The organism is Edaphobacter sp., assembly GCF_028283685.1.
Taxonomy (GTDB): Bacteria; Acidobacteriota; Terriglobia; order Terriglobales; family Acidobacteriaceae; genus Edaphobacter.
Genome location: NZ_JAPWKF010000004.1, coordinates 162,837 through 185,981 on the forward strand (window position 1 = coordinate 162,837; position 23,145 = coordinate 185,981).

22 protein-coding genes are annotated in these 23,145 nt (G+C 61.2%); 7 read left to right on the forward strand and 15 right to left on the reverse strand.

Translation table 11 applies throughout. From position 1 onward, the window contains the following. Positions 1 to 23: 23 nt before the first annotated feature. The 5 genes from PW789_RS05625 to PW789_RS05645 form a co-directional block, all read right to left on the reverse strand. Positions 24 to 305 carry an aroma-sacti cluster domain-containing protein gene (locus PW789_RS05625; protein ID WP_299372700.1) on the reverse strand — a complete coding sequence of 94 codons (282 nt, stop codon included), beginning with the start codon at positions 303 to 305 and terminating at the stop codon, positions 24 to 26. A 149-nt stretch (positions 306 to 454) separates the two neighbouring features. After that, entirely contained in the window at positions 455 to 2,287 is a 1,833-nt protein-coding gene (locus PW789_RS05630) for a trehalase family glycosidase (protein WP_299372703.1), read from the reverse strand. A gap of 74 nt (positions 2,288 to 2,361) precedes the next feature. After that, positions 2,362 to 4,524 (reverse strand): M28 family metallopeptidase, encoded by a 2,163-nt coding sequence (locus PW789_RS05635; protein WP_299372706.1) that lies wholly within the window; start codon positions 4,522 to 4,524, stop codon positions 2,362 to 2,364. 90 nt (positions 4,525 to 4,614) lie between these two features. Next, on the reverse strand, positions 4,615 to 5,019 hold the full coding sequence (gene mscL / locus PW789_RS05640) for a large conductance mechanosensitive channel protein MscL (protein WP_299372709.1): 405 nt from the start codon (positions 5,017 to 5,019) through the stop codon (positions 4,615 to 4,617). A 98-nt stretch (positions 5,020 to 5,117) separates the two neighbouring features. Continuing rightward, on the reverse strand, positions 5,118 to 5,420 hold the full coding sequence (locus PW789_RS05645) for a permease (RefSeq protein WP_299372712.1): 303 nt from the start codon (positions 5,418 to 5,420) through the stop codon (positions 5,118 to 5,120). A gap of 123 nt (positions 5,421 to 5,543) precedes the next feature. On the opposite strand from PW789_RS05645, the gene PW789_RS05650 reads away from it, so the two are divergent. Next, the gene (locus PW789_RS05650; RefSeq protein ID WP_299372715.1) at positions 5,544 to 6,881 is read left to right on the forward strand and encodes a hypothetical protein; all 1,338 of its coding nucleotides are present in this window, start codon (positions 5,544 to 5,546) and stop codon (positions 6,879 to 6,881) included. A 64-nt stretch (positions 6,882 to 6,945) separates the two neighbouring features. Here the strand turns inward: PW789_RS05650 and mtnA are convergent, their stop codons facing one another. From mtnA to uvrA, 7 genes are all read right to left on the reverse strand, one after another. Beyond that, the gene (gene mtnA, locus PW789_RS05655; RefSeq protein WP_299372718.1) at positions 6,946 to 8,019 is read right to left on the reverse strand and encodes an S-methyl-5-thioribose-1-phosphate isomerase; all 1,074 of its coding nucleotides are present in this window, start codon (positions 8,017 to 8,019) and stop codon (positions 6,946 to 6,948) included. Between the two features lie 220 nt (positions 8,020 to 8,239). Further along, positions 8,240 to 8,848 carry an orotate phosphoribosyltransferase gene (gene pyrE, locus PW789_RS05660; RefSeq protein ID WP_299372721.1) on the reverse strand — a complete coding sequence of 203 codons (609 nt, stop codon included), beginning with the start codon at positions 8,846 to 8,848 and terminating at the stop codon, positions 8,240 to 8,242. Positions 8,849 to 8,875: 27 nt separating this feature from the next. Beyond that, a complete protein-coding gene (locus PW789_RS05665) occupies positions 8,876 to 10,219 on the reverse strand; it encodes a sugar porter family MFS transporter (RefSeq protein WP_299372724.1) in 1,344 nt (447 codons plus the stop codon). Between the two features lie 79 nt (positions 10,220 to 10,298). Further along, positions 10,299 to 11,096, reverse strand: coding sequence for a DoxX family protein (locus tag PW789_RS05670; protein ID WP_299372727.1), 798 nt, complete (start codon positions 11,094 to 11,096; stop codon positions 10,299 to 10,301). 180 nt (positions 11,097 to 11,276) lie between these two features. Continuing rightward, positions 11,277 to 11,693, reverse strand: a complete 417-nt coding sequence (locus PW789_RS05675) for a VOC family protein (RefSeq protein WP_299372730.1) — start codon at positions 11,691 to 11,693, stop codon at positions 11,277 to 11,279. A gap of 192 nt (positions 11,694 to 11,885) precedes the next feature. Further along, complete coding sequence (locus tag PW789_RS05680; protein ID WP_299372733.1) at positions 11,886 to 12,854, reverse strand: CPBP family intramembrane glutamic endopeptidase; 969 nt, start codon at positions 12,852 to 12,854, stop codon at positions 11,886 to 11,888. Then, a complete protein-coding gene (uvrA, locus tag PW789_RS05685) occupies positions 12,851 to 15,997 on the reverse strand; it encodes an excinuclease ABC subunit UvrA (RefSeq protein ID WP_299372736.1) in 3,147 nt (1,048 codons plus the stop codon). The genes PW789_RS05680 and uvrA overlap by 4 nt, the downstream gene beginning before the upstream one ends. A 241-nt stretch (positions 15,998 to 16,238) precedes the next feature. Here uvrA and PW789_RS05690 point away from each other — a divergent pair, with 241 nt between their 5' ends. Further along, positions 16,239 to 16,415, forward strand: coding sequence for a hypothetical protein (locus PW789_RS05690; RefSeq protein WP_299372739.1), 177 nt, complete (start codon positions 16,239 to 16,241; stop codon positions 16,413 to 16,415). A gap of 139 nt (positions 16,416 to 16,554) precedes the next feature. Here the strand turns inward: PW789_RS05690 and PW789_RS05695 are convergent, their stop codons facing one another. Continuing rightward, entirely contained in the window at positions 16,555 to 17,370 is an 816-nt protein-coding gene (locus PW789_RS05695) for a hypothetical protein (protein ID WP_299372742.1), read from the reverse strand. Positions 17,371 to 17,545: 175 nt separating this feature from the next. Here PW789_RS05695 and PW789_RS05700 point away from each other — a divergent pair, with 175 nt between their 5' ends. From PW789_RS05700 to PW789_RS05715, 4 genes are all read left to right on the forward strand, one after another. Then, positions 17,546 to 18,586, forward strand: a complete 1,041-nt coding sequence (locus tag PW789_RS05700; protein ID WP_299372745.1) for a hypothetical protein — start codon at positions 17,546 to 17,548, stop codon at positions 18,584 to 18,586. Positions 18,587 to 18,710: 124 nt separating this feature from the next. Then, positions 18,711 to 19,358 carry a nitroreductase family protein gene (locus tag PW789_RS05705; protein WP_299372748.1) on the forward strand — a complete coding sequence of 216 codons (648 nt, stop codon included), beginning with the start codon at positions 18,711 to 18,713 and terminating at the stop codon, positions 19,356 to 19,358. Continuing rightward, positions 19,355 to 19,831, forward strand: a complete 477-nt coding sequence (locus PW789_RS05710; protein WP_299372751.1) for an NUDIX hydrolase — start codon at positions 19,355 to 19,357, stop codon at positions 19,829 to 19,831. The genes PW789_RS05705 and PW789_RS05710 overlap by 4 nt, the downstream gene beginning before the upstream one ends. Next, complete coding sequence (locus PW789_RS05715; RefSeq protein ID WP_299372755.1) at positions 19,828 to 20,787, forward strand: alpha/beta hydrolase; 960 nt, start codon at positions 19,828 to 19,830, stop codon at positions 20,785 to 20,787. Before PW789_RS05710 ends, PW789_RS05715 begins: the two co-directional genes overlap by 4 nt. A 6-nt stretch (positions 20,788 to 20,793) precedes the next feature. On the opposite strand, the gene PW789_RS05720 is transcribed toward PW789_RS05715, so the two are convergent. Next, positions 20,794 to 21,399: a UbiX family flavin prenyltransferase gene (locus PW789_RS05720; RefSeq protein ID WP_299372758.1), complete on the reverse strand. Its 606-nt coding sequence runs from the start codon at positions 21,397 to 21,399 to the stop codon at positions 20,794 to 20,796. Positions 21,400 to 21,493: 94 nt separating this feature from the next. Between PW789_RS05720 and PW789_RS05725 the strand changes: the two genes are divergently transcribed. Then, positions 21,494 to 22,495: a hypothetical protein gene (locus PW789_RS05725; RefSeq protein ID WP_299372761.1), complete on the forward strand. Its 1,002-nt coding sequence runs from the start codon at positions 21,494 to 21,496 to the stop codon at positions 22,493 to 22,495. On the opposite strand, the gene PW789_RS05730 is transcribed toward PW789_RS05725, so the two are convergent. Continuing rightward, positions 22,481 to 23,092, reverse strand: a complete 612-nt coding sequence (locus PW789_RS05730) for a YkgJ family cysteine cluster protein (protein WP_299372764.1) — start codon at positions 23,090 to 23,092, stop codon at positions 22,481 to 22,483. The two genes, PW789_RS05725 and PW789_RS05730, sit on opposite strands and share 15 nt — an antisense overlap. Positions 23,093 to 23,145 lie beyond the last annotated feature (53 nt).

The following is a 23,145-nucleotide window of genomic DNA, read 5'->3' on the forward strand; positions in this document are numbered from 1 at the left end:
TGCAGGGCCTTCAAACGGTCGATCTAAACAGGGAAGTTCGGCGAGAGGGCATCGTCCTCAGGCTTAAGAGCTCCCAGCTTGGAACGCAGCTTGATCAGGGTGTTGACCTCTGTTGGGCTGAGCTTGTTGATCACCTTGTGATTGTGCTTCCCCGCATGCTCCTGAGGAATGACACCGGCAGCTGTCAGCTTTTCAATGTTAGTCTTCTTCGGCGCTGGCTTCTTCACGGCCTTCTTGACGACAGCCTTCTTAGCAGCGACTTTCTTGGCGGGAGACTTCTTGGCAGGAACTTTTTTGGCAGACACGATCGTTCTCCTTCATCGACATGAACAGCAAGGGCCCAATGGCCAAGCCAACCTTATGGCTCAAAACTGTGGTAATACCATTTGTGGAGCTTGGGCAATTGTATACGCCATACTAAGCGAATTCAGTGCCTGCGGGACAGCGCGCGAGATCAAAGTTGCGGCATCGCGCGCTGATCGGTCCTCGTCGAGAGGATCGGAGATGGATTTTTCCGGCGATCGCGGCGATGCGATCGGGAGTGATTCCGGGGCGGAACGAAGGCAATGCGCGACTGGTACGCCACCGGCTCCGGATCGAAGTTGCGGTAGAGTGAGGCAGCCGAGAGCCGCCGGGCGGCGTCCGCCAGAAGGCGGTTCATCTCGAGGTACACCCCGTTGGTCCACCCGAAGCCGACGACGTTGCTCTTGTAGCCGGTTGCCACTTCAACGTTGGCCGATCCGCTGACGACGTTGTACTTCTCCCTGATCGTTCCATCACGGAGGAAGTTCTCCAGCACGGTTTGTGAAAAGTTGGTTGCAATCCGCGTTGCATCCGGACTGAAGCCGTAGTCCGCGAGCCCCTTCACCGTCAGCCAGGTGGTAGGCGCCCAGCCGAAGGGGAGGTCCCACTGCGTGCCCGAGTCGAAGTCGCTGGTGGCAAGGCCGCCGGCGCGTTCCAGCAGAGGCAGGTGCAGGCGAAGCTCCGCCGCCTGCTCATGCGTAGCAAGCCCCGCCCACATGGGATAGAACGTGGTGGCGTAGTTATAGGTCGACTGCTGGGCATTCACGAAGTCGTAGTCAAAGAACATGCCCTTCTTCGGATTCCACATCAGGCGATTGATGGTTGCCTTGCGCGCCGCGGCACGACGCCGCCAGGTGGCCGCCTCTGCGTTGCGTCCCAGCAGGAGCGCGAAGTGCTCCATGTCGCGTTCGTACTTGTACAGCAGGCTATTCAGGCACACCGGGGCGTAGTGGTCGGTCGATCCGCTGAACGGCCCGAAGCGGAAGCTGGTATCGAAGCCCGACTCGCGCATCGCACGGTCGCCGCGATAGAACGCAGCTGTGAGGCGGTGTCCATCCACCCAGGCCCCGGCGCAGACCTTTGAGATACGGACGTCACAGCTGGTCTTGGACAGATCCTCTGCCTCCTGCGGCGTAGGATTCTGCGGCCCGTCGATCAGATAACCGGCCTTTACGTTCGGGTGGGCGAGAAGCCAGCGAATCACATCCGTGTAGTACGCGCTGTCGTCGGCCATCTCCGGCACCGGTCCGTTGCCCAGATCGCTGTAGCGGGCCAGGCCGGTATCTCCGGCGAGATGAGGCGCCGAGGTCCACACGGTATAGTCCTGCTTGGCATATCCGTAGGCCCGCGCCAACCATGCTCGTGTGACAGGCTTTCCGGCTGGGTGTTCGTAGAGATCCCGAATCATGGAAGTCAGAAACGGCGGCTGCGAGCGCGTCAGGTAATACGTCCGGTTGGCATTGAGAACGGAGCCATAGTTTTCGATCTCGAAGAAGAAGTTCTCGATCATGTCGCGGGCGAGGTCCGTACGTTTGTCCTCGATCAGCCCCAGCACGATGAAGTAGCTGTCCCATCCGTACATCTCGTTGAAGCGTCCGCCCGGGACAACGTAAGGGTGCGGCAGGTAGAGCAGGCCCTCTTGCGGCACCTCGGCCACGGTGACGTCGCCCATATGCGCGATCTTGCGTGGCAGCGCTCGCACCTCCACCTTGCACTCTTTTTCCATGGACAGCACCTCTGGAGGAGTCTCCATGCCGACAGGAAGATAGAGGATAGGGGTGGTGGTGACCTTGGAGTCCACCACAGACTTGCAGCTGGACATGGAGCGCGCGAGCACGTCCCAGTTGGAGTGAATGTAGGTGAGGATCCTGGCTTTGTCGGCTGTGCTGGGGCCAGCGACCGCAGCGGTCTGGGCAGAGGCAGCGCCTGTAAGCACGCTCAGCAGGCAAAGCAGCAAGATGGGGATGCGAGCAGCCGATCTCATCAAAACGTCTCCAGGCACGGTCCGGTCGATCTCTGGGCCTGCTCCTATTGTAGGCAGAGAGGCGGCAGTCCGGGTTACTTCGCCGCAGCCTCCAGGATGGCGGCTGCCCGGTTCAGTGCCTCGGCCAGCACTGCCAGCTGTGTCTGAGTTCGGGCCGGGTCGGATGCGCTGATTCCTTCGTTGACTCCGGGGATGACCACGGCGGCGTATCCGGTGAACTCTCCGGGAGCGTAGATCAGATGCCGGTACCAGGGCCGGTGCGGCAGCCCGGACGGGTTCAGCAGTGCATTCTCCGCATTGCGAAGAGCCTCGTTCAGCTTCACGGCATTGGACGGGGGAGCCATCTCAATCGACTTGACCGACGCGCCGGAGGTCTCGAAGCGTTTCGCAGCAGCCTGCGCAGGGGCAAAGTCGAGTGTCATCTTTGCCGTCGTCGCACGATGCGAGGCGTTCTCGAGGTAATGCATAATCTCGCGGCCATACGTCTGATAGTCGTAGGGCAGCACGTCGGTGTCGGCCATGTGCAGAATTTCGAGGCCGAAGACCCGCGCCTGCTGCTGCTCGTAGACGAAGGTCGGGTCAGCGAACTTCGTGAACCAGTTGTAGTTGTCGAAGACGGAGTGATAGACGCCGTATGGTCCCTCAGAGCCGATATCGGTCGAAGGAACGCCGACGTGCTGGATAAACGGGGTGTAGTCCGACCCGGAGCCCAGGTTGCCTACCCGTACTTCGCTCTCAGGGGAGGCGTTGTTGTGTGACGGCGTCCCCGGAAAGCCGGTGTCCACGGTCATGCGCCGCTCGGCATCGGTCTGCTGATCTGCCTTCCACTGGTCGTAGACGGTGCCGCTCTTCGGGGAAGGAACCTGCTGGGCGATCTCGCGGACGAACTGCTTCAGCGACGGCACGGCTGCGGCCTTGAACTCCGGTCCGGAGACGCCCACGTCAGTATTGAAGTACGCCACGGCATGCGAAAGCCGCTCCTGGTTGTCCTCCACCCACTCGGTCGAGCCGATCAGGCCTTCCTCCTCGGCGTCCCATGAGCCAAGCAGGATCGTGCGCTTCGGTCTCCAGCCCTGCTTCAGCAGTTCGCCAAGTCCATGCACGGCCTCCAGCATCGCTGCGGTACCGGAGCTGGGATCGACCGCGCCGTACACCCAGGCATCCCGATGATTGCCTGCAATAACCCAGTCATCTTTCTGCGATTTGTCGCTGCCTGGAATCGTTCCGATGACGTCCCAGATGGTGCGCAGGGCAATGTCCTGCTCCAGAAGCATGTGAACCTTCACCTTGCCCACCCCGCCCAGGTGATAGGTGAAGGGCAGCGCGCCCTGCCAGTTGCGTGGCGACTCCTGACCGCCGAGGCACCTCAGGATCGGCGTGGCGTCGCCGTAGGAGATCGGATTTGCAGGAATGCTGGGTTCATTGCCACGGCGATCCGCGATCCTCTTGGCGTCCGGCAGATCAGGCGTCGCTGCAATGCCCGGTGTCCGCGCATCGCCGGGATAGATCGGGAGAAACTGGACGGAGCCGCGCTGAACTCCCGTCTCCGGCCTGTAAGGCCCCTTTGGGTAGACATCGCCGCGGTAGTAGCCGTCGTCTGCCGGGTCCGAATAGATCAGGACCCCTTTCGCACCGTATTGCTGAGCAATATAGACCTTCACCCCGCGAAAATTACCGCCATAGCGTACGAGGACGATCTTGTCCTTCACGCTGATTCCGAGTCCCGCCAGCTTCTTGAAGTCCTCCAGGGTGCCGTAGTTGGCGTAAACCACGTCGCCGGTTACATCTCCTGATGGGGAGGAGCCATTGAAGGCGGGGAGGACGCGTGGATCGTCCTGAAAGGGGTCGCCACCGTTCTTCGACGGATCGACGTGCTCGCGTGTCGGCCCCGACATTAGCTTCCTGCCCTCCGCGTCGAAGGCCTCGATCTCAATCTTGATGGGTTTATTCAGCTGAACTTTGTAGGGAACGATCTTCGTTTCGATGCCTGCGGCCTTGAACTTGTCGGCGACATAAAGGGCGGTTGCATAGTCCTCAGGGGAGCTGGCCCAGTGCGGGGCAGCGGTCAGAACCTTGAGGTGCGCGCCTGCCAGCTTTGCATCCGGCACAGGCAGAAACGCAGCGTCCCATTTCGCCTGCTGGGTAAAGTCACGAAATCCAAAGACACGCGTGGTTTGAGCCGGGGCAGAGAGTGCTGCGAAAAGGAGTAGGCAGGACAGCGACCGGGCAACGCGCAAGAACGAAGACCTCTAATGGAGTTAGAGGTAGAGTAACGCATGCGCGAAGGCCCGGAGCGAGCCTTCGGCATGCATGACTCGTCTTTTAGCTTAGGCGACGGGCTGGCTGCAGAACCTGCAGCGATGAGCGGCCAGCGGTATGTCCGACAGGCACTCCGGGCAGGGCTTGGTCGTCACTGCCGCCGCTTCCTCAGGTCCCTTCAGGCGAGCCAACAGCTTTTGCACCGGCAGCACCAGGAAGAAATAGATGACAAAGGCGATGATCAGGAAGTTGATTGCGGCCGTTATAAACGAGCCGTATTTGATGGGCGTGCCGTTCAGGTGAAAGACGAGCGCCGAGAAGTCCGGTTTGCCCACGATCGCCGCGATCAAGGGAGTAATGACATCCTCGACCAGGGATTTGGTGATGGCCGAGAAGGCAGCACCGATGATGACGGCGACGGCAAGGTCAATTACATTGCCGCGCAGAATGAAATCGCGAAAGCCTTTAATCATGTATCGCTCCGACACCGTGTTTTTTGAGATTCCCGGAGTCTAACACCCCGAGTCAAGAATGGCCTGATCTTCGTCCGTAGTAGCTATGATGACGGGATTTACTGTGCGGTCAGCCACTGGGTGTAAGGATAAAGAAGAAAAAACAGGATCATGCTGATCACCATCAGGTCCATGTAGACCAGCAGAAGCACGCCACCGTGGTAAAAACTCCATTGCCGCCTCATGCAGCGCAGGTGGTCGATGGTTCCGGCAATGGCCAGAGGCAGGGGCAGCACGAGCAGCGGCGTCGCCCGGTTGTGCGGGAAGTCAGACAATTGGATGGCGAGGGCCAGGCTGAGGAGGGAAAGGATCGAGCCGCGCAGCAGCGACTTGTTTCGCGGATTGAAGAAGCGACGAATCACGCTGAGCCTGTTTCTAGGGTAGAAGCTTTTCAGCGACAATGAGATCGGCAGGTCCGATAAGCGAGCATATTCTACGGCTCTTGCCGCTGAACGTATAACAGCCCGCCGCGTGGGGAGAGGTGCGTGAAGGAAAATCAGCCACAGGCAATCGCGGCGACCTGGCCACGCTCCGTTCTATTTGCCACGCTCCTCTTCATCAGCCTGATGATCCGCATCGCTGCGCTTCTGCCGGTTGCCGGAGCCCCGCTGGCCTCCGACTCTGGTGACTATCGCGAGATGGCGGTGCAACTGCTGTCTCGCACGCACTTCGTGCCCTACTGGCCGCCGGGCATGTCGCTGTATCTCGCGCCGTTTGTCGCTGCCGGGGCCGGAACCATGGTACTGCGCGCATCCATGCTGCTCTGGTGGGTGCTGTTCTTCGTTGGCTTTGCAAGGCTGGCGAAGGATCTCAAGATACCCGAGGGCCTGCGACTCGCCGTACTGGCAATCTTCAGCGTCACCCCTGCGCTGATTCACTTCTCCATCGAACCGATGACGCAGATGCCGGCTGCTGCGCTTCTGGTATGGGCCTTGAGCGCCACGGTGCGGTGCGTTGACGGGGCAGGCTGGGGAGAAGCTCTGCTGCTCGGCGGTTCGCTTGGCTACTTCTCCCTCGTGCGGCCCAGCGCCCTGCCGTTGGCGGTCGTACTGCCCGTCGTTGTTCTGCTGCGCCGCCGCAGCCTGTCCAGACCGCTGGCCGCTGTTGCCGTCGCTGCCGTCATGGTTGCGGCGTGGGCCGTCTACGCGCATCAACTCTGCGGCCGCTGGATGATCAACAACTCCAACGGTGCGAACGCCTACTACGGCAACAACCCCTGGACGCCCCTCTACCGCACCTGGTACTTCGGCTCGCACGCCAAGCTCGGCAGCGACGAAATCCTCCAGTATCCCGAATACGAGTCCGTGTTGCGATCCATGACTGCCGTGCCGGAGATCGACCGCGGCGCCGCCTATCAAAAGCTGGCCACCGCGTACGTTCTTCGCCATCCCGGCGTCTTTCTGCTGCGAACCGCAAACCGCATCCGCTGCTTCTGGGGCTTCGATATCTTTACCGCCGCCAATCTGCGCGGCTCCGGCGGCTCAGGCAGGCGATGGTTTCCGGTGGCCTTCGTGCTCGATGCCGTCTGCTATCTGGCGATAGCTGGTTTTGCCTTTTTCTGGATCGCCGCCGCACCGGCCACTTTATGGCGAAGCTGGCAGGCCTGGCTGCTTACCGGGGCCATCGTCCTCTACGGACTGCCGTACTGGGTGACGATGTCGCATCCCACATATCACTTTCCCGTGCTCGCCCCGCTGGCTGTACTGGGCCTGGTGGCATACCGCGAATCTGGTTCGCGCGCATCGCGTGGACGGGGATGGTGCGCCGTCCTCGTCCTCGCCCTCATCCAGGTGGAGTGGATGTTCTTCCTGACAAAGAATTAGCTGGCAGCAAGAAAAAGGGCGCTCGTGATGAGCGCCCTTTCTGCAATTGTTTGCATAGTGCAGGCTAAGCTGTGATCAGCTCCGGATTGTTCGCGGCCTTCTCGAACATCTCCGGGATGCTCTTCTCGTAAGGCGCGCGCAGCACGCCGTGCTCCGTGATGATCGCCGTAATGTACTTGGCCGGGGTCGCATCGAAGGCCGGGTTCTGGATCGCAGCCCCGTTGGGCGTCATCTGCTTGCCGTTCGAGTGTGTGACCTCCATGGCCGAGCGCTGCTCGATCGGAATCGCGTCGCCGTTCGGCGTGGCCACGTCGATGGTCGACAGCGGAGCCGCAACGTAGAACGGAATCCCATGCTCCTTCGCCAGCACGGCGACCGAGTAGGTGCCGATCTTGTTGGCCGTATCGCCGTTGGCAGCGATGCGGTCAGCGCCAACGATGACGGCCTGGATGTTGCCCTGCCGCATCAGGGAGCCGGCCATGTTGTCGCACAGCACGGTGGTGGGGATATTGTCGTGCAACAGCTCCCACGCGGTAAGGCGAGCACCCTGCAGGTACGGGCGAGTCTCATCGGCGTAGACGTCGATCTTGTGGCCGCGCTCGACTGCAGCCCGAATGACTCCAAGCGCCGTGCCGTAGCCGCACGTTGCGAGTGCGCCTGCGTTGCAGTGGGTCAGCACGGTGCCTTCCTGCGGCAGCAGGGCAGCGCCATGCGCGCCCATCGACTTGCAGGCGGCGATGTCCTCGTCGTACATCAGCTGTGCTTCCTTGATGAGGGCTTCCTTGATTTCGGGGATCGCAGCGCCGGACTCAGCGAGCGCGTTGTACTTGTTGCGCATGCGCTCGATGGCCCAGAAGAGGTTGACGGCGGTGGGCCGTGTCTCGGCGAGCGTCTTCGCGATGATGGCGACCTCTTCGCTGAGGGCCGGAATGTCGGTCGCGCTGCTCTGGCTGACGCCGAGCGCCACGCCCATGGCAGCAGAGACGCCGATCGCCGGAGCGCCGCGGACGATCATGTCGCGGATGACGGTGGCAACCTGGTTGTAATCGGTGGCAAGGACGTAGGTTTCCTCGAGAGGAAGCTTGGTCTGGTCGAGGAAGTTAACGCCGTTCGGGAGCCATTCTAGGGTAGGAATCATGTCCCTTCTAGTTTATCGAAGATAAACGCGGAGCGGGGTCGACCCAGCGCAGGCGGCCATCCAGCCCGGCGGACCAGAAGGCTACCTGACTACGTCGCCGTTCGGGTGACGCTGCATAAGATCAGCAGCCCTTCCGTCGGCCTCGCAGCCTCCGACGTCGGTGATCTCCGGCTGTTGGGTGCCCTCACGACCTCCGCGTTTCAGAGTCGATCGTGCAGTCTTACTTGTTCAACGCAATATGTGCTGCGCGAACATCGTTTGCGGTAAACAGAGCGTGAAACGGCGCATTGGGGGCTGCGGCTTCGATGTTGTCTCGTCCGCCCTGTTCGCGGTCGACGAGGCAGAGGACGCCGATGACGTTCATGCCTGCCGCCTGCGTCGCCTCGATGGCCGTAATGGTGGAGCCTCCGGTGGTGCAGACGTCGTCGACGATGATGACCTTGGCTCCGGGCTTGAGGAAGCCTTCGAGGCGACGGCCGGTGCCGTGCGTCTTTTCGGCTTTGCGAACCAGAAAGCCATGGACGAGATTATCGCGGTGGTGATGCAGGTGGTGCCACGCCGAAGCCGAGGCTGTGTTCGAGACTAGCGGGTCGGCGCCCATCGTCAGTCCGCCGACGCCTTCGGCCTGCGGGAAGTGCTCGGCAATCATGTCATAGAGCGCCAGCCCGGAGAGCCGTCCGCCCTCGGCGTGCAGCGTCGTAATGCGGCAGTCGATGTAGTAGTCCGACTTCTTGCCGCTGGCGAGCGTGAAGTCGCCCAGCTTGAAGGAGAGGGTCGCGATCAGGTTCAGCAGGTCGGTGCGATTGTCGTTAGCCATGTCACCAGTCATTCTACGTTCCTCTCGCGAAGCCGAACCTTAATGCAGCCCCAGGTGCTCCTGCATTCCTTCCAGCGTCTGTCCCTTCGTCTCCGGGTAGACCAGCAGCACGGTGAAGAACTGCAGCACCATCATCCCGGCGAAGAAGGCGAACGGCAGCGACCTGGAGTAACCGGCCACGTAGGGAAACAGGTTGGCGATGATGCCGTTGGCGATCCAGTGGGACGACGATCCCAGGCTCTGCCCCTTTGAGCGCACGTTGGTAGGAAAGACCTCCGACAGGTACACCCAGATCACTGCTCCCTGGCTCAGGGCAAAGGCGGCGATAAAGCCGATCAGCAGCGGCAGCAGCAGCTTCAGATGCTGGCCGGTATGGAAGACCCAGGCTACGCCCGACAGCGCAAAGAAGGTACCCACCGCACCGATCAGCAGCAGCGGTTTGCGCCCGATCCTGTCGATGATCGAGATGCCGATCATCGTGAAGATCAGGTTGGCAAAGCCGACGAACACCGCCTGCACGTTGCTCGAAACCGAGGTGAAACCCGCGAAGCCAAAGATGTCGTTCAGGTAGTACAGAATTGCGTTGATGCCGGAGAGCTGATTGAACAGCCCGATCGATACGGCGAGAAAGATGAGCTTCGCATAGCGGCCCTGGAAGAGTGTGTGCTGGGTGCCGCCGCCCTCGGAGCGCAGAGAGGCGGAGATGGCGTCGATCTCGGCCTGCGAGTCAGGCGAGCCTAGTTCGGCGAGAATGCTATAGGCCTCGTCGATGCGGTTCTGCGAGACGAGCCAGCGTGACGACTGCGGCACCGAATAGAGGAGCGCAAGGAACAGCAGCGCAGGCAGGATGCCGATGCCGAGTTGCACGCGCCATTCGATAGCTCCCAGGGCAAAGTGCGCCACGATGGCGTTCGACAGATAAGCCAGCAGGATTCCGATGACGATGTTGATCTGAAACAGGCCCACCAGGCGTCCGCGCCACTTCGCCGGCGCCAGTTCGGCGATATAGACAGGGCCAAGAACGGAAGAGCCTCCGATGCCCAGACCACCCAGAAAACGGAAGAACAGGAAGGCTCCCCACGGTCCGGCGAAGGCGCAGCCCAGAGAGGAGACCACATACAGAATCGCCATGATGCGCAGCGCGGCGCGCGATCCGATCTTCTGCCCCAGCGGCCCGGCGAAGATAGCTCCCAGCACCGTGCCGTACAGCGCGATGGCGACGGTAAAGCCCTTCTGGCCCTCGGTCAGCGCGTAGTGCAATTGCAGGGAGTGGGTTACGCCGGAGATGACGGCGGTATCGAAGCCGAAGAGCAGGCCCCCGAGCGCACCCGTAAGAGCGCTTTTGCCAAGGAGATAGAAGGAGCGATTCTTTGTCAAACTCATGTGGTCATGGCGAGGGTACATTTGTTGACCACGTCTTGTCGATTCCGAGGCTCGCTCCTTAAGCGGCGAGGGGACTCGATTAACGCCGTCGCGCAGGGAGCAGCGACCGTACCTCGGCGCTGCGCAGCCAGTAGCCAGCCCAGAGTGCAACGCCGACGATTACCGGAATCAGCGAGGCGCCGATCGGTTCGCCTGAACGAAGGTTGATGGCCGTCGCTCCTCCGAGATAGCCGGTCAGAAACACGGTGCCGAAGAACGCCGTGCGCGGAAACAGGTACAGTGCCACAAGCACGAACTCGAGGTACGCGAGCGTGTGCATGTGTTCCATCGGGAAGCCTGGGGGTGGCGCTCCGGCAGGTAGCGTGTAGATAAACTTCATGACGGCACTGAAGAGGACAAACAGGGCAGCCAGAACTGTGACCGTATAGCCCGTGTACAGCATGCCCTTCGACGGCGCCGATGCCTGTGGCGACTTCACGATGGGGAAGAGATCGCGCAGCGTCTGATCGCGAAACCAGATAGCGCCCCAGAGAAAGAGCGCCACGTAGAGCGGAAACAGTGTATGGGAGAAGAACGGATTGCCGACGCGCGCATGAACGGCGATGGCTCCTCCCAGGTATCCGGTAAAGAGCACAGCGCCCAGCACCGCTGTTGCGGGGATGGCATAGAGCGCCAGGCAGACGAGCACAATAACGCCGAGTGCGGGCGTCATCCACGGTGGAATCTCCAGCTGCGTATTGGCCGCGATCACAGGCGCCGCGTGCGTGAACTTCATCACGGCGTCCAGGAGCATAAAGAGAAGAAAGAGAGCCGCCAGCGTATAGCCGGTGTAGGTACGGGCCTTTGAGGAGGATGCTGTTTCGAGGTCGACCGCCATATGAATGTCTTCTCCGTTCGATGGGGTTCTATCAAGAAAAAGAAATGCCTGTTAGCTGCCCGCAAGCTGGTCGCGCATCCGTTCTTCGGTGGCCCGTGTCTCGTCGCTCAGCTCCTGGCCGAAGTCTTCGAGTTCAAAGATCTGCTGTATCCCTTCTCCTGGTCAGGAGGGTCGATCGATTTAGGCAGCGGGCGGATTGCAGTTGATCATCCATGGAGTGTTGTAGCGGTCGAAGAACATGGCGAACCGGGCCGCCCAGAATGTGGGCTGGATGGGCATCATGATCTTCTCGCTTCCGGCCGACAACTCTTTAAAGACTCGCTCGGCTTCGGCAACGTCGTCGATCTGCAGGCTGACCGAGAAGGAGCGCGGCGGCTGATAGCGGTCTCCCGGAACATCCGAGGCCATGAGGACCGCTTCGCCAACGGACATGCGGGCATGCAGGATCTTGTCCTGCCACTCCGGGCCTGCCTGCGCCTCCGGTGGGGCTTCGGCATGGGTGAGCATGAATTCGATCTTGCCATTCAGAACGCGTGCATAGAATTCAAAGGCCTCTTTGCAGTTGCCGTTGAAGTTGAGATAGGGCTCAATGCGCATACGAAGAATCCTCCGATCGAGTCAGCGCAGTCCATACTACGTCGCCGGCTCAACGAGACTCTCTCAAAGCAGAATTGCCGCTTATTTTTTGTGACGGATGCGGGGAGAGACCCTGGTAATGAGCAACTTACGTTTATGAGATACGCTGGAGCCGTTTACTCGGGGATATCTCTCAGCGGCGATCCGCCGCTACTAGCGGGTCAATTTATCGAGATGCCGGTAGCCGCCGGTTGCGATAAACATCGTCAGAAAGACCGATGCGTTGTAGCTGGCGTGAACCAGAGCCGAGCAGGCGACGGAACGTGTGCGGATGCGAACGATCGTCAGGATGACCGAGACGCAGAAGAGCACAAACAGTGCCACCCAGGCATGAGCCAGCTGTTCGGCATGCAGCAGCGCAAAGAGCATGCTGGAGAGAATCGTTGAAAAGATCACCGACGCGGTCGTGATCGCCGTCGTCTTCTGCCAGTGTTCGTGCGCCGCTGGCGTGCGGGGCAGCGAGAGCCAGTCATAGGCGATGGCGAAGGCAGGGAAGAGGAAGCCGCGGAAAGTAATCTCCTCAAACACCGGGCCAAGCAGCGTTCCGAAGGCCGTGACCAGCCATATGTCCGACGAGGTGCGGAAGAAGTCGTCCATCGGGATCGACTTCGGTACCGGGATCAGTGAAGAGATCGCCTGAACGGCGAAGCCTGCCACCAGCCCCATACCGATCAGCTTGTACCAGTTTCGCTTGGCGGCATCGAAGGCCCATCGAATGCCGTCGCCGAAGGAGCGCTGCCACAGGAGAGGAAAGAAGAAGTAAGCGACTGCGAGCGAGATGAGATAGGTGACGGCTTCGGCGGAGACGATCAGCTTGGGATGTGCCACCGCGGTCGCAGTATTGTGCGGATCGACGACAGGATGCGCCAGCCCCAGCAGCGAGACCTGTGCGACCAGTAACAGAAGAAAGCTGAATCCAATAAACAGCGCGGCATGGCCGATGTGGGGAATACGTGCTGGAACTCCTGGGCCAGGAGCCGCTGATGGCGGAGGGGCTTCGATGATGATCGCGTCTCCGTCGTTCATCGGAGGCAGCGTCGCCGTATCGACGACCGAAGCCTGCGGCTGCGCGTAGTCGCGGTTCAGATCGTCCGGCAGCGGAGGTATTGCGGGATGGCTCATGCCTTCTTCTTTGCCGTCTTTTTGGCGGCGGTCTTTTTTACGGCTTTGGTAGCAGTCTTCGCTTTAGGCGAGTCTGTCGCCTCGCTCAGTTTAGTCGTTCGAGCCTTGGGCACGCCGGTTTTCTTCTCCGGCGGAACGAAGGTACCCCTGGCGCGCTTTTCCGGGTCAGCCGCAGCGCCGATGCTGGCCGGCTGCGGTCCTGAGTGGCTGGTGCCGTTGCGGCTTGCTGCCAGTTGAGCCGGGGTGTAGTGCCGTGCCAGGAACTCCGCAGTATGCGATCCTCTGACCGTCGCGACCTGCTCCGGCGTTCCGTAGGCGATGACCTGGCCGCCTCCTTCTCCACCCTCGGGGCCGAGGTCGAGGATGTAGTCGGCGTTGCGGATGATGTCGAGGTTATGTTCGATGATCATCACCGAATTGCCCAGATCGGTGAGACGGTGCAGCACTTCCAGCAGCTTGCGCACATCATCGAAGTGCAGACCGGTGGTCGGCTCGTCGAGCAGATAGAGCGTGCGGCCTGTCTGGCGCTTCGAAAGCTCACGGGCGAGCTTCATGCGCTGCGCCTCCCCGCCGGAGAGCGTAGTCGCCGACTGGCCGAGATGAATGTAGCCGAGGCCAACGTCGACCAGCGTTTGCAGCCGCTGATTGACCGCGGGAATGTCCTTCAGAACCGGGACCGCGTCTTCGATGGCGAGGTCGAGCAGGTCGGCGATCGAATAGCCATTGAACTTTACCGCCAGCGTCTCCTGGTTGTAGCGGCGGCCGTTGCAGACCTCGCACAACACGTAGACGTCGGGCAGGAAGTTCATCTCGATGCGGCGCTGTCCTTCGCCCTGGCAGGCCTCGCATCGTCCGCCTTGCACGTTGAAGCTGAAGCGGCCTGGCTTGTAGCCGCGTTCGCGCGACTCCGGCAGCATGGCGAAGAGATCGCGGATCGCCGAGAAGACGCCGGTGTAGGTCGCAGGATTCGAGCGCGGCGTGCGGCCGATCGGAGACTGGTCGATCTGGATAACCTTGTCCAGCTGTGAGATGCCGCGCACCTTGCCGTGCTGTCCGGGTTCCTCTCGCGAGCCGTAAAGCTCCTTCGCCAGCGCGCGGTAAAGGATGTCGTTGACGAGTGTGCTCTTGCCCGAACCCGAGACGCCGGTGATGACCGTCATCACACCCAGCGGAAAGTGGGCCGTCACGTCTTTAAGATTGTGCGCATGCGCGTTCTCGACCGTGATCCAGTTGCCGGTCAGCGGGCGGGGAGCCTGCCCCGGTGTGGGCCGCGTCACGATGTCGATCTTTCCTGCAAGATACTTGCCGGTCACCGACGCCTCGTTGGCCATGATCTCGTCGGGCGTTCCCGCCGCGATCAGGTAGCCACCGTTCTTGCCGGCGCCGGGCCCCAGGTCGAGCACGTAGTCGGCCTTGCGGATGGTGTCTTCGTCATGCTCGACGACCAGCACGGTGTTGCCGAGATCGCGCAGGTTCTCCAGCGCAGAGATCAGGCGCTGGTTGTCGCGCTGATGCAGGCCGATCGATGGCTCGTCGAGCACATACAGCACGCCGCGCAGCCGAGAGCCGATCTGTGTCGCCAGGCGGATGCGCTGACCTTCGCCGCCGGAGAGTGTCGCCGCCGAGCGGTCAAGCGAGAGATAGCCAAGTCCGACGGCGTTCAGAAACTCCAGCCGCTCGATCACTTCGCGCTGCAGGCGGTCGGCGATCAACCGTTCGCGGCCGGTGAAGTGCATCTTGCGGGCATTCCCAAGCGCCCGCTCCAGCGACATGCCGGTAAAGTCGGCGATGGACTGGCTGTTGACGGTGACCGCCAGAGACTCCGGACGCAGACGCTTTCCCTGGCAGCGGGGGCATGTCGTCGCCGACATGTACTGCATCATGTACTCGCGATAACCCTCGGACTTCGAGTCCTCAAGATTGGCGCGCAGGTAGGCAAAGATGCCATGAAATCCCGTGCGTCCAGCCTCGCCCTTGGGGGGGCCGTATAGAAAAAGGTTCTGCTGCTCCTGCGTCAGCTGCTCAAAGGGCTTGCGGACGTCGACCTTGTACTTCTCTGCTGCCAGCTTGATCAGGCGGAGCAGATACTGCGATGCCGAACCGGGTCCCATCGCGCCGTCCAGCAGCGGCTTCGACCAGTCCGTGATGGTCTTGGCCGGGTCGAAGTCGTAGATCGATCCCAGACCGTGGCACTCCGGGCAGGCGCCGTAGGCCGAGTTGAACGAGAAGCTGCGCGGCTCCAGCTTGGGCACGTTGATGCCGCAATCCGGGCAGGCCATCGACGAAGAGTACAGCGTCTCTTCCTGCTTGCGGGTTGCAGGGTCCTGGATACCGATCAGCACCAGCCCATTCGCCATCTGCAGCGCCTTGGCGACAGATGCCTCCAGCCTCCGCGTATCGTACTTCGGCGGCGCGTCTGCCAGTGCGGCAGATGCATTCTCAGCTGGTACAGGCTTGAGAATGATGCGGTCGACGATCGCCTCGATGGTGTGATTCTTGCGCTTCTCCAGGCGCATGCCGTCGGTAATCTCGATAATCTCGCCGTCGACGCGGGCGCGGAATCCCTGCTGGTCGAGTGCCTCGAGCTCTTCGCGGAACTCACCCTTGCGGCCACGGGCGATCGGGGCGAAGACGGTGATGCGCTCTCCCGGCGACAGCGCCACGATGCGTTCGACGATCTGGTCGGCGCTCTGGCGCGAGATCGAACGGTGGCAGTTCGGGCAGTGCGGCTGCCCAACCGAGGCATAAAGCAGGCGCAGGTAGTCGTAGATCTCGGTGATGGTGCCGACGGTCGAACGAGGAGAACGGGACGTGGTCTTCTGCTCGATGGAGATCGCCGGCGAAAGGCCGTCGATCGCATCGACGTCCGGCCGCTCCATCTGATCGAGGAACTGCCGCGCATAAGCCGAGAGAGTCTCGACGTAACGGCGCTGCCCTTCCGCGTAGATGGTGTCGAAGGCGAGCGAACTCTTACCCGAGCCCGAGAGACCGGTCACCACCGTCAGCGTATTCCGCGGGATCGACACGGATACGTTGCGCAGGTTGTGCTGGCGGGCGCCGCGCACGGTGATGTGCGTGATGCCCTGACGTGGAGTCGAGGTGGTCTTGCTGGCCGGGGATAGGGTCTCGGTGACGGTCTTCATGCGCTCTGACCGGGCTATAAGCCCAAGCTACTAGGATACGGCATCGGCGCATTTGAGGCAGTAGTGGGTCGGCAGGCGGCGAGTCGCCTGATACAACCAATGGGCCGCCCCAAGTATCTGAAGGTGCAATAGTAGATAGGTAATGGGCATTGTAATTCACTGCAGGTCTGTAAGAATTGTTTACGATCTGCCGATAGGGTTCAGCGAGAGCCCGTGATTCAAAGGCATTCAGGAGTTTGCAGTGAATTCGTCAATCGTTCTGGTCTCCGCGGTCCTGGCATCTCTGGCTGCAGGCGTTCTAAGTGCTTATGCACTTTGCGCCACGATGTTCCGCATCTTCCGTATCCATGCCACGCAGGTAGCCGCTGAGCGCAACGCGCGCGCGGCGATGCTGACGACGACGGCAACGGTCAAGTAGATTCCGAAAGTCGGCGCACACCGCCGAATGGATCTGCCTCTGGCGGTGATGTCGCCATTCTTCCTCTAACAATTTTCTAATTATTTCGCCGGATTAGCCTACTGAGGCTGCTGCTGGCTCTGTTGCTGGCGCAGCTTCATCAGCTGATCGAAGATCTGCTGGGGGTCTTGGCCCCACCGTTCGTCGAGTCGCTGCTTCCCTGGGAGCTGTCGGAGCCCGCGGACGAGGGGGCAGAGTTGCTGTTCGGCTGATTTTCAGGCGGAGGAGGCTCAGGAGAAGCCTGTTGCGCAGGCAGATCCGCAGGAGGCGCCGGACGCTCTTCTTCCGCCCGATCAAAACGGGCGGCATTAGGATTTGGAGGAGTTGGGCCGCCATTGCGCGGTGTCAGCACCAGCTCTCCCCCGGTATGATCCCCCGCGACGAACAGCATATTGCTGCCAGTCCCGTCGAGGAGTTCGCCGAGGATCTCGGTAAGTGCCCCCGGGCCATATTTGCCATAAACGCGCTCGTCCGCAACGCCGCCTGTGATCTTGACCCCGGCCTGCTTGGAGATATCCCTGAGGATCTGGTTAAGGCTTGAGTTGGACGCGACGATCGCAAGCTGGGTACCGCTATAGGAGACGGTTGCAGGCTGGGCGGGTGATTGTGCCTGGTTCATTGGCATTGGCGATGTGGCCGGGACGGCTGCTACCGGTGTTGGATCAGGAGTTGCGGGGACCTGCGTGGGGCCTGTGGGTGGAATGAGGGCAGCAGGCTTTGGCGGCTCGGACGGGCGGCGATTCGTCCTCTGGTTCTGGATATTGTTGAAGTCCGCCAGCCCCTTTGGTCTCTCCTCCGGGGATTGGCCATAGCTATATAGGGTCGCGCCTGAAGCAAACAGGGCGAGCACCAGAAGCCGATTTTGCGTCTTAGTCCACATAGGGGGTGCGATGGTGACTTCCTTATACGACGTCATCGCGGCGCAGAGGTGATCCATTCCTTGCACGGGTAGTGTATCGCGCAAGGAGGCCGGACCGGCCCACGCAGCTGTACTAGACTGATTCGATAGGGGCCGCGGCGAAGTCGGCATCCCGAAAGAAGCAACGTTCAGCCAGGCGGTTGAACTTCACCCAACAGGGAGTACGGCCAGAATGCAGAGAGCCTCGCGGTATTTCGGATGGATCGGACAGCCGATAGCTGTCGCCTCACTGGGGTTGGCGCTGGTGGCGCCGATGACGGCGGAGACCTGCACGACGCAGTCAGCGATGGCAGCCGCGGATCGCGATGCCATGGCGGCAGCGGCACAGGGGCTGGCGCAAAAGGTGATCGCCAACGACGCCGACGGTCTGCGTGCGATGACCATCGCCGAGTTCTCCCGTGACTTCGGCGGCATCCAGAACCTGGTCGCGGCAACGTCAGGCAAGCTGAAGGGTGCGGCTCCGGTGGTCGAACAGATTTACGTCCTGGATGCCAGCGACCTGAAGAAGAATCCGGACGGAAGCAACGGCAACGCGCAGTTCTTCTGTTCGCTGAACAAATCCCCGGCAGAGGTGGACTTCTCCATTCCCGGACTGCCGCCGGCGAAGTATGGCTTTGCCATCGTCGAGGCGCAGGGCGTACCGACTCCCTGGCGGCTGGCCTTTCTGATGGAAGAGGTGAACGGAAAGTGGCAGATGGCAGGCTTCTATCCTCGGCCCTTGACCGCAGCCGGTCACGATGGCCTGTGGTACTGGACCGAGGCCCGCACGCTGGTGAAGAACCGCCAGCCCTGGAGTGCCTGGCTCTACTATCAGCAGGCCGAATCCCTTCTGAACCCCGCCAACATGATTCAGAGCACCCATCTTGAGAAGCTGCGCAACGAGCAGTCGACGGCGGCGCCTCCGGCCCTGTCGTCCGGCATCAGCTCCGGCACACCGCTGGTCGTCAAAGGGACCGATGGCGCGGAGTATCACTTCACCAGCCTGGGCGTGGATGATTCGCTTGCAAAGGAAAAGGTGGACGTGACAGCTCATCTCAAGGTCGATCAGCTTGGCGATCCCGTGGCAGCTCGCAAGCGGAACGTCGATGCCATGACGGCTTTGGTGGCGGCTTACCCCGACCTGCGCAAGAATTTTCACGGAGTGTGGATCTTCTCCGAGGTGCCGGGACAGAGCCCGTACGCAACGGAGCTGGCGATGAGCGAGATCCGCTGATTTCGCCGATGAAACATGGCGGAAAGAGCACAATGCTATCTTGAGAGACGAAATTCTCCCTGGCAGCTGTACCGGAATCACTTGTGACATTGCATCAATCACTCTGACTGGAAGACAGGAAACCATGGCTAAGCTCGCAAAGACACTCAAGCAGGCAATTCACGAGCGGCGCGCGACCCCCAGCTTCGATGGGACGCCAATCCCCGCAGAGGATCTCGAGCAGATTCTTGAGGCCGGACTCAACGCTCCCAGTGGCTATAACCTGCAGCCGTGGCGGTTTGTCGTGGTGCAGTCGCCGGAGCAGAAGCGCAAGCTGCGTGCAGCCAGCTACAACCAGGCCAAGGTCGAAGAGGCATCGGCGGTTATCGTCGCCTGTGGCGATGCGGACGGCTGGCGTAAAGATATGGACACCATGCTGCAGCAGGGACGCGAGGGCGGCATGCCGGAGAGCTATGCGGCGCAGGCCCGCGCCAGCGTCACCAACTTTATGAGCAGCATGAACACCGAGCAGATGCACGGCTGGCTCAACAAGCACGTCATGCTCGCATTTACCCACATGATGCTGATGGCCGAGGTTCTGAACTACGATACCGCCCCCATGGAGGGCTTCGAGCAGGACAAGGTGCACGAGGTCCTGCGCCTGCCCATGAGCTACTGGGTGGTGGCTCTGCTCGCCATTGGACATGTGAACGGCCCGGACAAGTACTTCGGCGGTCGCTTCGACCTGACCAATACCGTCTTTGGCGAAGAGTTCGGCAAGCCCCTGAAATGACCGCACCCTCCGACGAGGTGCGTACCGGACGGGAATATCCTCGCACCCCCATCGCCGGGGTTGCGGCTGTTGTGCTCTGCGAAGGCGACATTCTCCTCATTCGCCGGGGACGCGCCCCCATGCTGGGCGCCTGGTCGCTGCCGGGTGGTGCTCTTGAACTGGGAGAGACCAGCGCCGAGGGAGCTGTGCGCGAGGTTCTCGAAGAGACAGGAATCCGCGTGCGTCCCATCGACGTCATCACCTCCATCGACCGTATCCATCGCGACGCGACGGGCCGCGTCCAGTTCCACTATGTGCTGGTGGAGTGGCTCTGTATCGCCGGAGAACACACCACACCGATCTGCGGCGATGATGCCGCCGAGGCGGCATGGGTGTCCCGGCAGGATGTTTTTTCTGCCGCATACGATCTCGGGACCGCTACACTGAGCGTCATCCAAAAGGCGTTAATCATGGCGGAGACGATCGAACGATGAAGCTGGTTCTGAGGGGTCTTGGTGCTTTGCTGCTTCTGGGGATTGTGGGAGGAGCGATCTTCTACGCCCAGCCCCTTTGGGTCTCTGACCAGCTTCTGCGATTCAGCCTGTGGCGGCAGGGCATACAGAGCGAGGAGATCGACGCTGGCGGATTTCGCTTGCATTACTTCGAGGCGAAGCCAAAGCAGGGAGCAGGAACTCCGCTTCTGCTGATCCACGGCCTTGGCGCCCGCAGCGAGGATTGGGGCCGCATGATACCCGCGCTCGCAGCGAGCGGCTTCCACGTCTATGCTCCCGATCTTCCCGGATATGGCCGATCCTCCCGGCCGCAGAATGCGGATTACTCCATTGCGATGGAGGAGGGCGCGGTGGACGCGTTCATGCAGGCCGTCCATCTGTCTCGTGCCGATGTCGGTGGATGGTCGATGGGCGGCTGGGTTGCGATGAAGCTCGCGCTCGACCACCCGGAACGGGTCGACCGCCTCGTGATCTACGACAGCGCGGGAATCTACTTTCCCGCCACCTTCGGCTCCGATCTCTTTGTGCCGACCGATGCCGCGGGCGTTGAAAGCCTCCTTCACGCGCTGACGCCGATGCCCCGTCCTATGCCTGGCTTCGTCATGCGCGATGTCCTGCGCAAGATCTCCCGCGGCGGCTGGGTCATCTCCCGCAGCATGGCATCCATGGCCAATGGCCGGGATCTTCTTGATTTTCGGCTGCACGATATTCATCAGCCGACGCTGGTGGTCTGGGGCGCCGCCGACCGGCTGATTCCGCTCGATGTCGGCCGCAAGATTCACAACGGCATTCCGAACTCCGTCCTGAATATCGTCGATGGCTGCGGTCACCTCGCGCCCTCCGAATGCTCCAGGCCTGTCATCGAGGCGACAGAAGTCTTCTTGAAGGCGCAGCCACCGATGCAGGGCGGAGAAAAGTCTTATCCCGCTCCCTACTAGCTTCCGCTAGTCTTCCTCGGCCTTCCACTGGTACGCGCCAGGCTGCTCCAGCCCGAGGTGCGCCAGGACGCGATCGACAAACTGCTTTGCCATCTCCGTCGTGGTTTGCGGACGGTTGTAGAGCGTGGGAATCACAGGGAAGATGGTTGCTCCCGCCTCAGCGGCAAGCTGCATATTGCGCAGGTGGATGCGGTTGAACGGCGTCTCGCGGACACACAGAATGAGTGGGCGCTGCTCTTTCAGGCAGACGTCGGCCGCTCTCTGAATGAGATTGGCCGCGAGTCCGTTGGCGATTGCTCCAAGCGTTCCCATGGAGCAGGGAAGCACAATCATGCCGCGTGAAGGATAGCTTCCGCTGGCAATGCCGGCACCAATATCGGACTCCGGATGCAGGCAGATCTTGTCGCTGGGGCTGCCAAGCAGCTTGGTCGGCAGGTCATTTCGCCCGCTGAGGCCCAGCTCTTCGGCAAAGACTCGCAGGGCGTTCTCTGATGCGACAAAATGAATGCGCCGGACCCGCTTGTCGCCGACCAGGGCGCGCAGCATCGCCACGGCGTAGATACTGCCGCTGGCCCCGGTTACGGCAAGCGTAAGATTCCCCACGTCGTTCATGCTCTTCATTATCGCCCACGCCACAACCAGGGGCGCATTTTCGGGTTGGTACAGGAAGCAGATCGTGCGATAACTATCGAAGTCCCTTTCCTGCATGAAAACGAACGGCACCATCAAACGAATCTTGCACCGCCAGACGATCTGGACCCTTGCGCTTCTGCTCTTTGCCACACACTGTATGCGGGCCTCCGTCGCTTTGCTGATGGAAGATCCCTACGGCGAGTTCGGAGCCTTCAATCCCACGGGCCACGCGGCCATGTATATGAGCAACATCTGCCCGGAGACGCCGACGCGCCTGCGCCTCTGCCATGACGGCGAGTATGGCTCGGTGATCAGCCGCTATCACAAGGTGCACGGCTACGATTGGGTGGCCATCCCCCTGATCCCTTATCTGTATGCGGTGGATAGCCTCGCGGAGGTCCCGCAGGCCGTTAGCCCTGCCGACGTAGTGCGCCTGCGCGATGCCTATCGCCGCGCCAGGCTCGAAGAGGTCGCCCCGGACGCACCCGGTGGAAAGACGCCAGCAGGGGAGTGGACGCAGCTCGTCGGCTCCTCCTATGACCGCACCATCCATGGCTTTCAGGTGAAGACCACGCGTGAGCAGGACGAGCGTTTTATCGCCTACGTCAACGATGAGAAGAACGTCGGCCACTTCAATCTCTTCTTCCATAACTGCGCCGACTTCTCGCGGGTGGCGCTCGATATCTACTTTCCTCACGCTGTTCATCGCAACTACATCGCGGACGTCGGCATAACCACCCCCAAGCAGGTGGCTCGTGCACTGGTGAAGTATGGCAAGAAAAATCCTGAGCTGAACCTGACCGCCTTTGAGATTCCCCAGGCCTCCGGCACCATGCCGCGCAGTCACTCCATCGACGGCGTCACCGAGTCGCTGGTGAAGAGCAAGAAGTACATCATTCCGCTTGTTGTGCTCAGTCCAGAGGTCTCAGGAGCCATCGTGGTCGCCTATCTCTCGGATGGGCGTCACAGCCCGCCCAAAGGCGCGAAGATCTTTCAGATCGATGATGCCGAGGTGCAGGATGTCCCGCTGGAACAACAGCAGCCGCTTGGGCGTAAGCCGTTAGCGAAGCCCTGAGCCACGCGCCAGAGCCAGCGCCACAATTGTCTCTCCGTGCAGGTGATGTGCGGCGTTAAAGGCGTCGTTGCTCGCCGCGTCCAGCGCGGGGATATCCGGATCTAATGCGGCGGCGGCGATCTCCTCCGTCGTTGCCGTGATGAAGCAGAGCTCGCAGGTGGCAAGATCTCCATCCGCCGTGCGCATGGGCGGGCCAAAGGTCCGGCAGACGATCGGCCGCGACTCGTAGAGATCGCAGGTGCCGGTGGTTGGATCGAGTACAGGACAGGGTTCGCTGTCGCCGATGGAATCTTCATCGGCGAAGAGCGGAGCGTCTTCGTAATCGGGGGCCAGGACGCCAGTGTCAAGATCGCCAGGGAAGAGTGGAGCGATGCGTGTCAGTGAGTCTGCAACACGGCCAAGGATGCGCTGCGCCCTGGCATGGTCAGAGTGATCCAGCTCAGCAAGTGCTTCGCGAAGACGAGAGGCATCCTGCGGTGAGATCGGGAAGACGCCATGGCAGCACTGTGTACAGCCGGGGCGGCATGCAAGGTGGCTTCCGCCGCGGGCATAGGCGGAAGCAGTTGCAGTGTCGACGATTTTGAGAATGTCTGTCATCGCCGATTCGGAAGGTCTCACTCATGTGAGAAGGCTCGCCTTAGTGGCGAGCC

Excerpts from the sequence above, each read along its gene's own strand:
- PW789_RS05630 (WP_299372703.1), bottom strand. The coding sequence starts at position 2,287 with ATGAGATCGGCTGCTCGCATCCCCATCTTGCTGCTTTGCCTGCTGAGC.
- mscL (WP_299372709.1), bottom strand. The coding sequence starts at position 5,019 with ATGATTAAAGGCTTTCGCGATTTCATTCTGCGCGGCAATGTAATTGAC.
- mtnA (WP_299372718.1), bottom strand. The coding sequence starts at position 8,019 with ATGATTCCTACCCTAGAATGGCTCCCGAACGGCGTTAACTTCCTCGAC.
- pyrE (WP_299372721.1), bottom strand. The coding sequence starts at position 8,848 with ATGACTGGTGACATGGCTAACGACAATCGCACCGACCTGCTGAACCTG.
- PW789_RS05665 (WP_299372724.1), bottom strand. The coding sequence starts at position 10,219 with ATGAGTTTGACAAAGAATCGCTCCTTCTATCTCCTTGGCAAAAGCGCT.
- PW789_RS05670 (WP_299372727.1), bottom strand. The coding sequence starts at position 11,096 with ATGGCGGTCGACCTCGAAACAGCATCCTCCTCAAAGGCCCGTACCTAC.
- PW789_RS05675 (WP_299372730.1), bottom strand. The coding sequence starts at position 11,693 with ATGCGCATTGAGCCCTATCTCAACTTCAACGGCAACTGCAAAGAGGCC.
- PW789_RS05680 (WP_299372733.1), bottom strand. The coding sequence starts at position 12,854 with ATGAGCCATCCCGCAATACCTCCGCTGCCGGACGATCTGAACCGCGAC.
- uvrA (WP_299372736.1), bottom strand. The coding sequence starts at position 15,997 with ATGAAGACCGTCACCGAGACCCTATCCCCGGCCAGCAAGACCACCTCG.
- PW789_RS05695 (WP_299372742.1), bottom strand. The coding sequence starts at position 17,370 with ATGACGTCGTATAAGGAAGTCACCATCGCACCCCCTATGTGGACTAAG.
- PW789_RS05700 (WP_299372745.1), top strand. The coding sequence starts at position 17,546 with ATGCAGAGAGCCTCGCGGTATTTCGGATGGATCGGACAGCCGATAGCT.
- PW789_RS05705 (WP_299372748.1), top strand. The coding sequence starts at position 18,711 with ATGGCTAAGCTCGCAAAGACACTCAAGCAGGCAATTCACGAGCGGCGC.
- PW789_RS05710 (WP_299372751.1), top strand. The coding sequence starts at position 19,355 with ATGACCGCACCCTCCGACGAGGTGCGTACCGGACGGGAATATCCTCGC.
- PW789_RS05715 (WP_299372755.1), top strand. The coding sequence starts at position 19,828 with ATGAAGCTGGTTCTGAGGGGTCTTGGTGCTTTGCTGCTTCTGGGGATT.
- PW789_RS05720 (WP_299372758.1), bottom strand. The coding sequence starts at position 21,399 with ATGAACGACGTGGGGAATCTTACGCTTGCCGTAACCGGGGCCAGCGGC.
- PW789_RS05725 (WP_299372761.1), top strand. The coding sequence starts at position 21,494 with ATGAAAACGAACGGCACCATCAAACGAATCTTGCACCGCCAGACGATC.
- PW789_RS05730 (WP_299372764.1), bottom strand. The coding sequence starts at position 23,092 with ATGACAGACATTCTCAAAATCGTCGACACTGCAACTGCTTCCGCCTAT.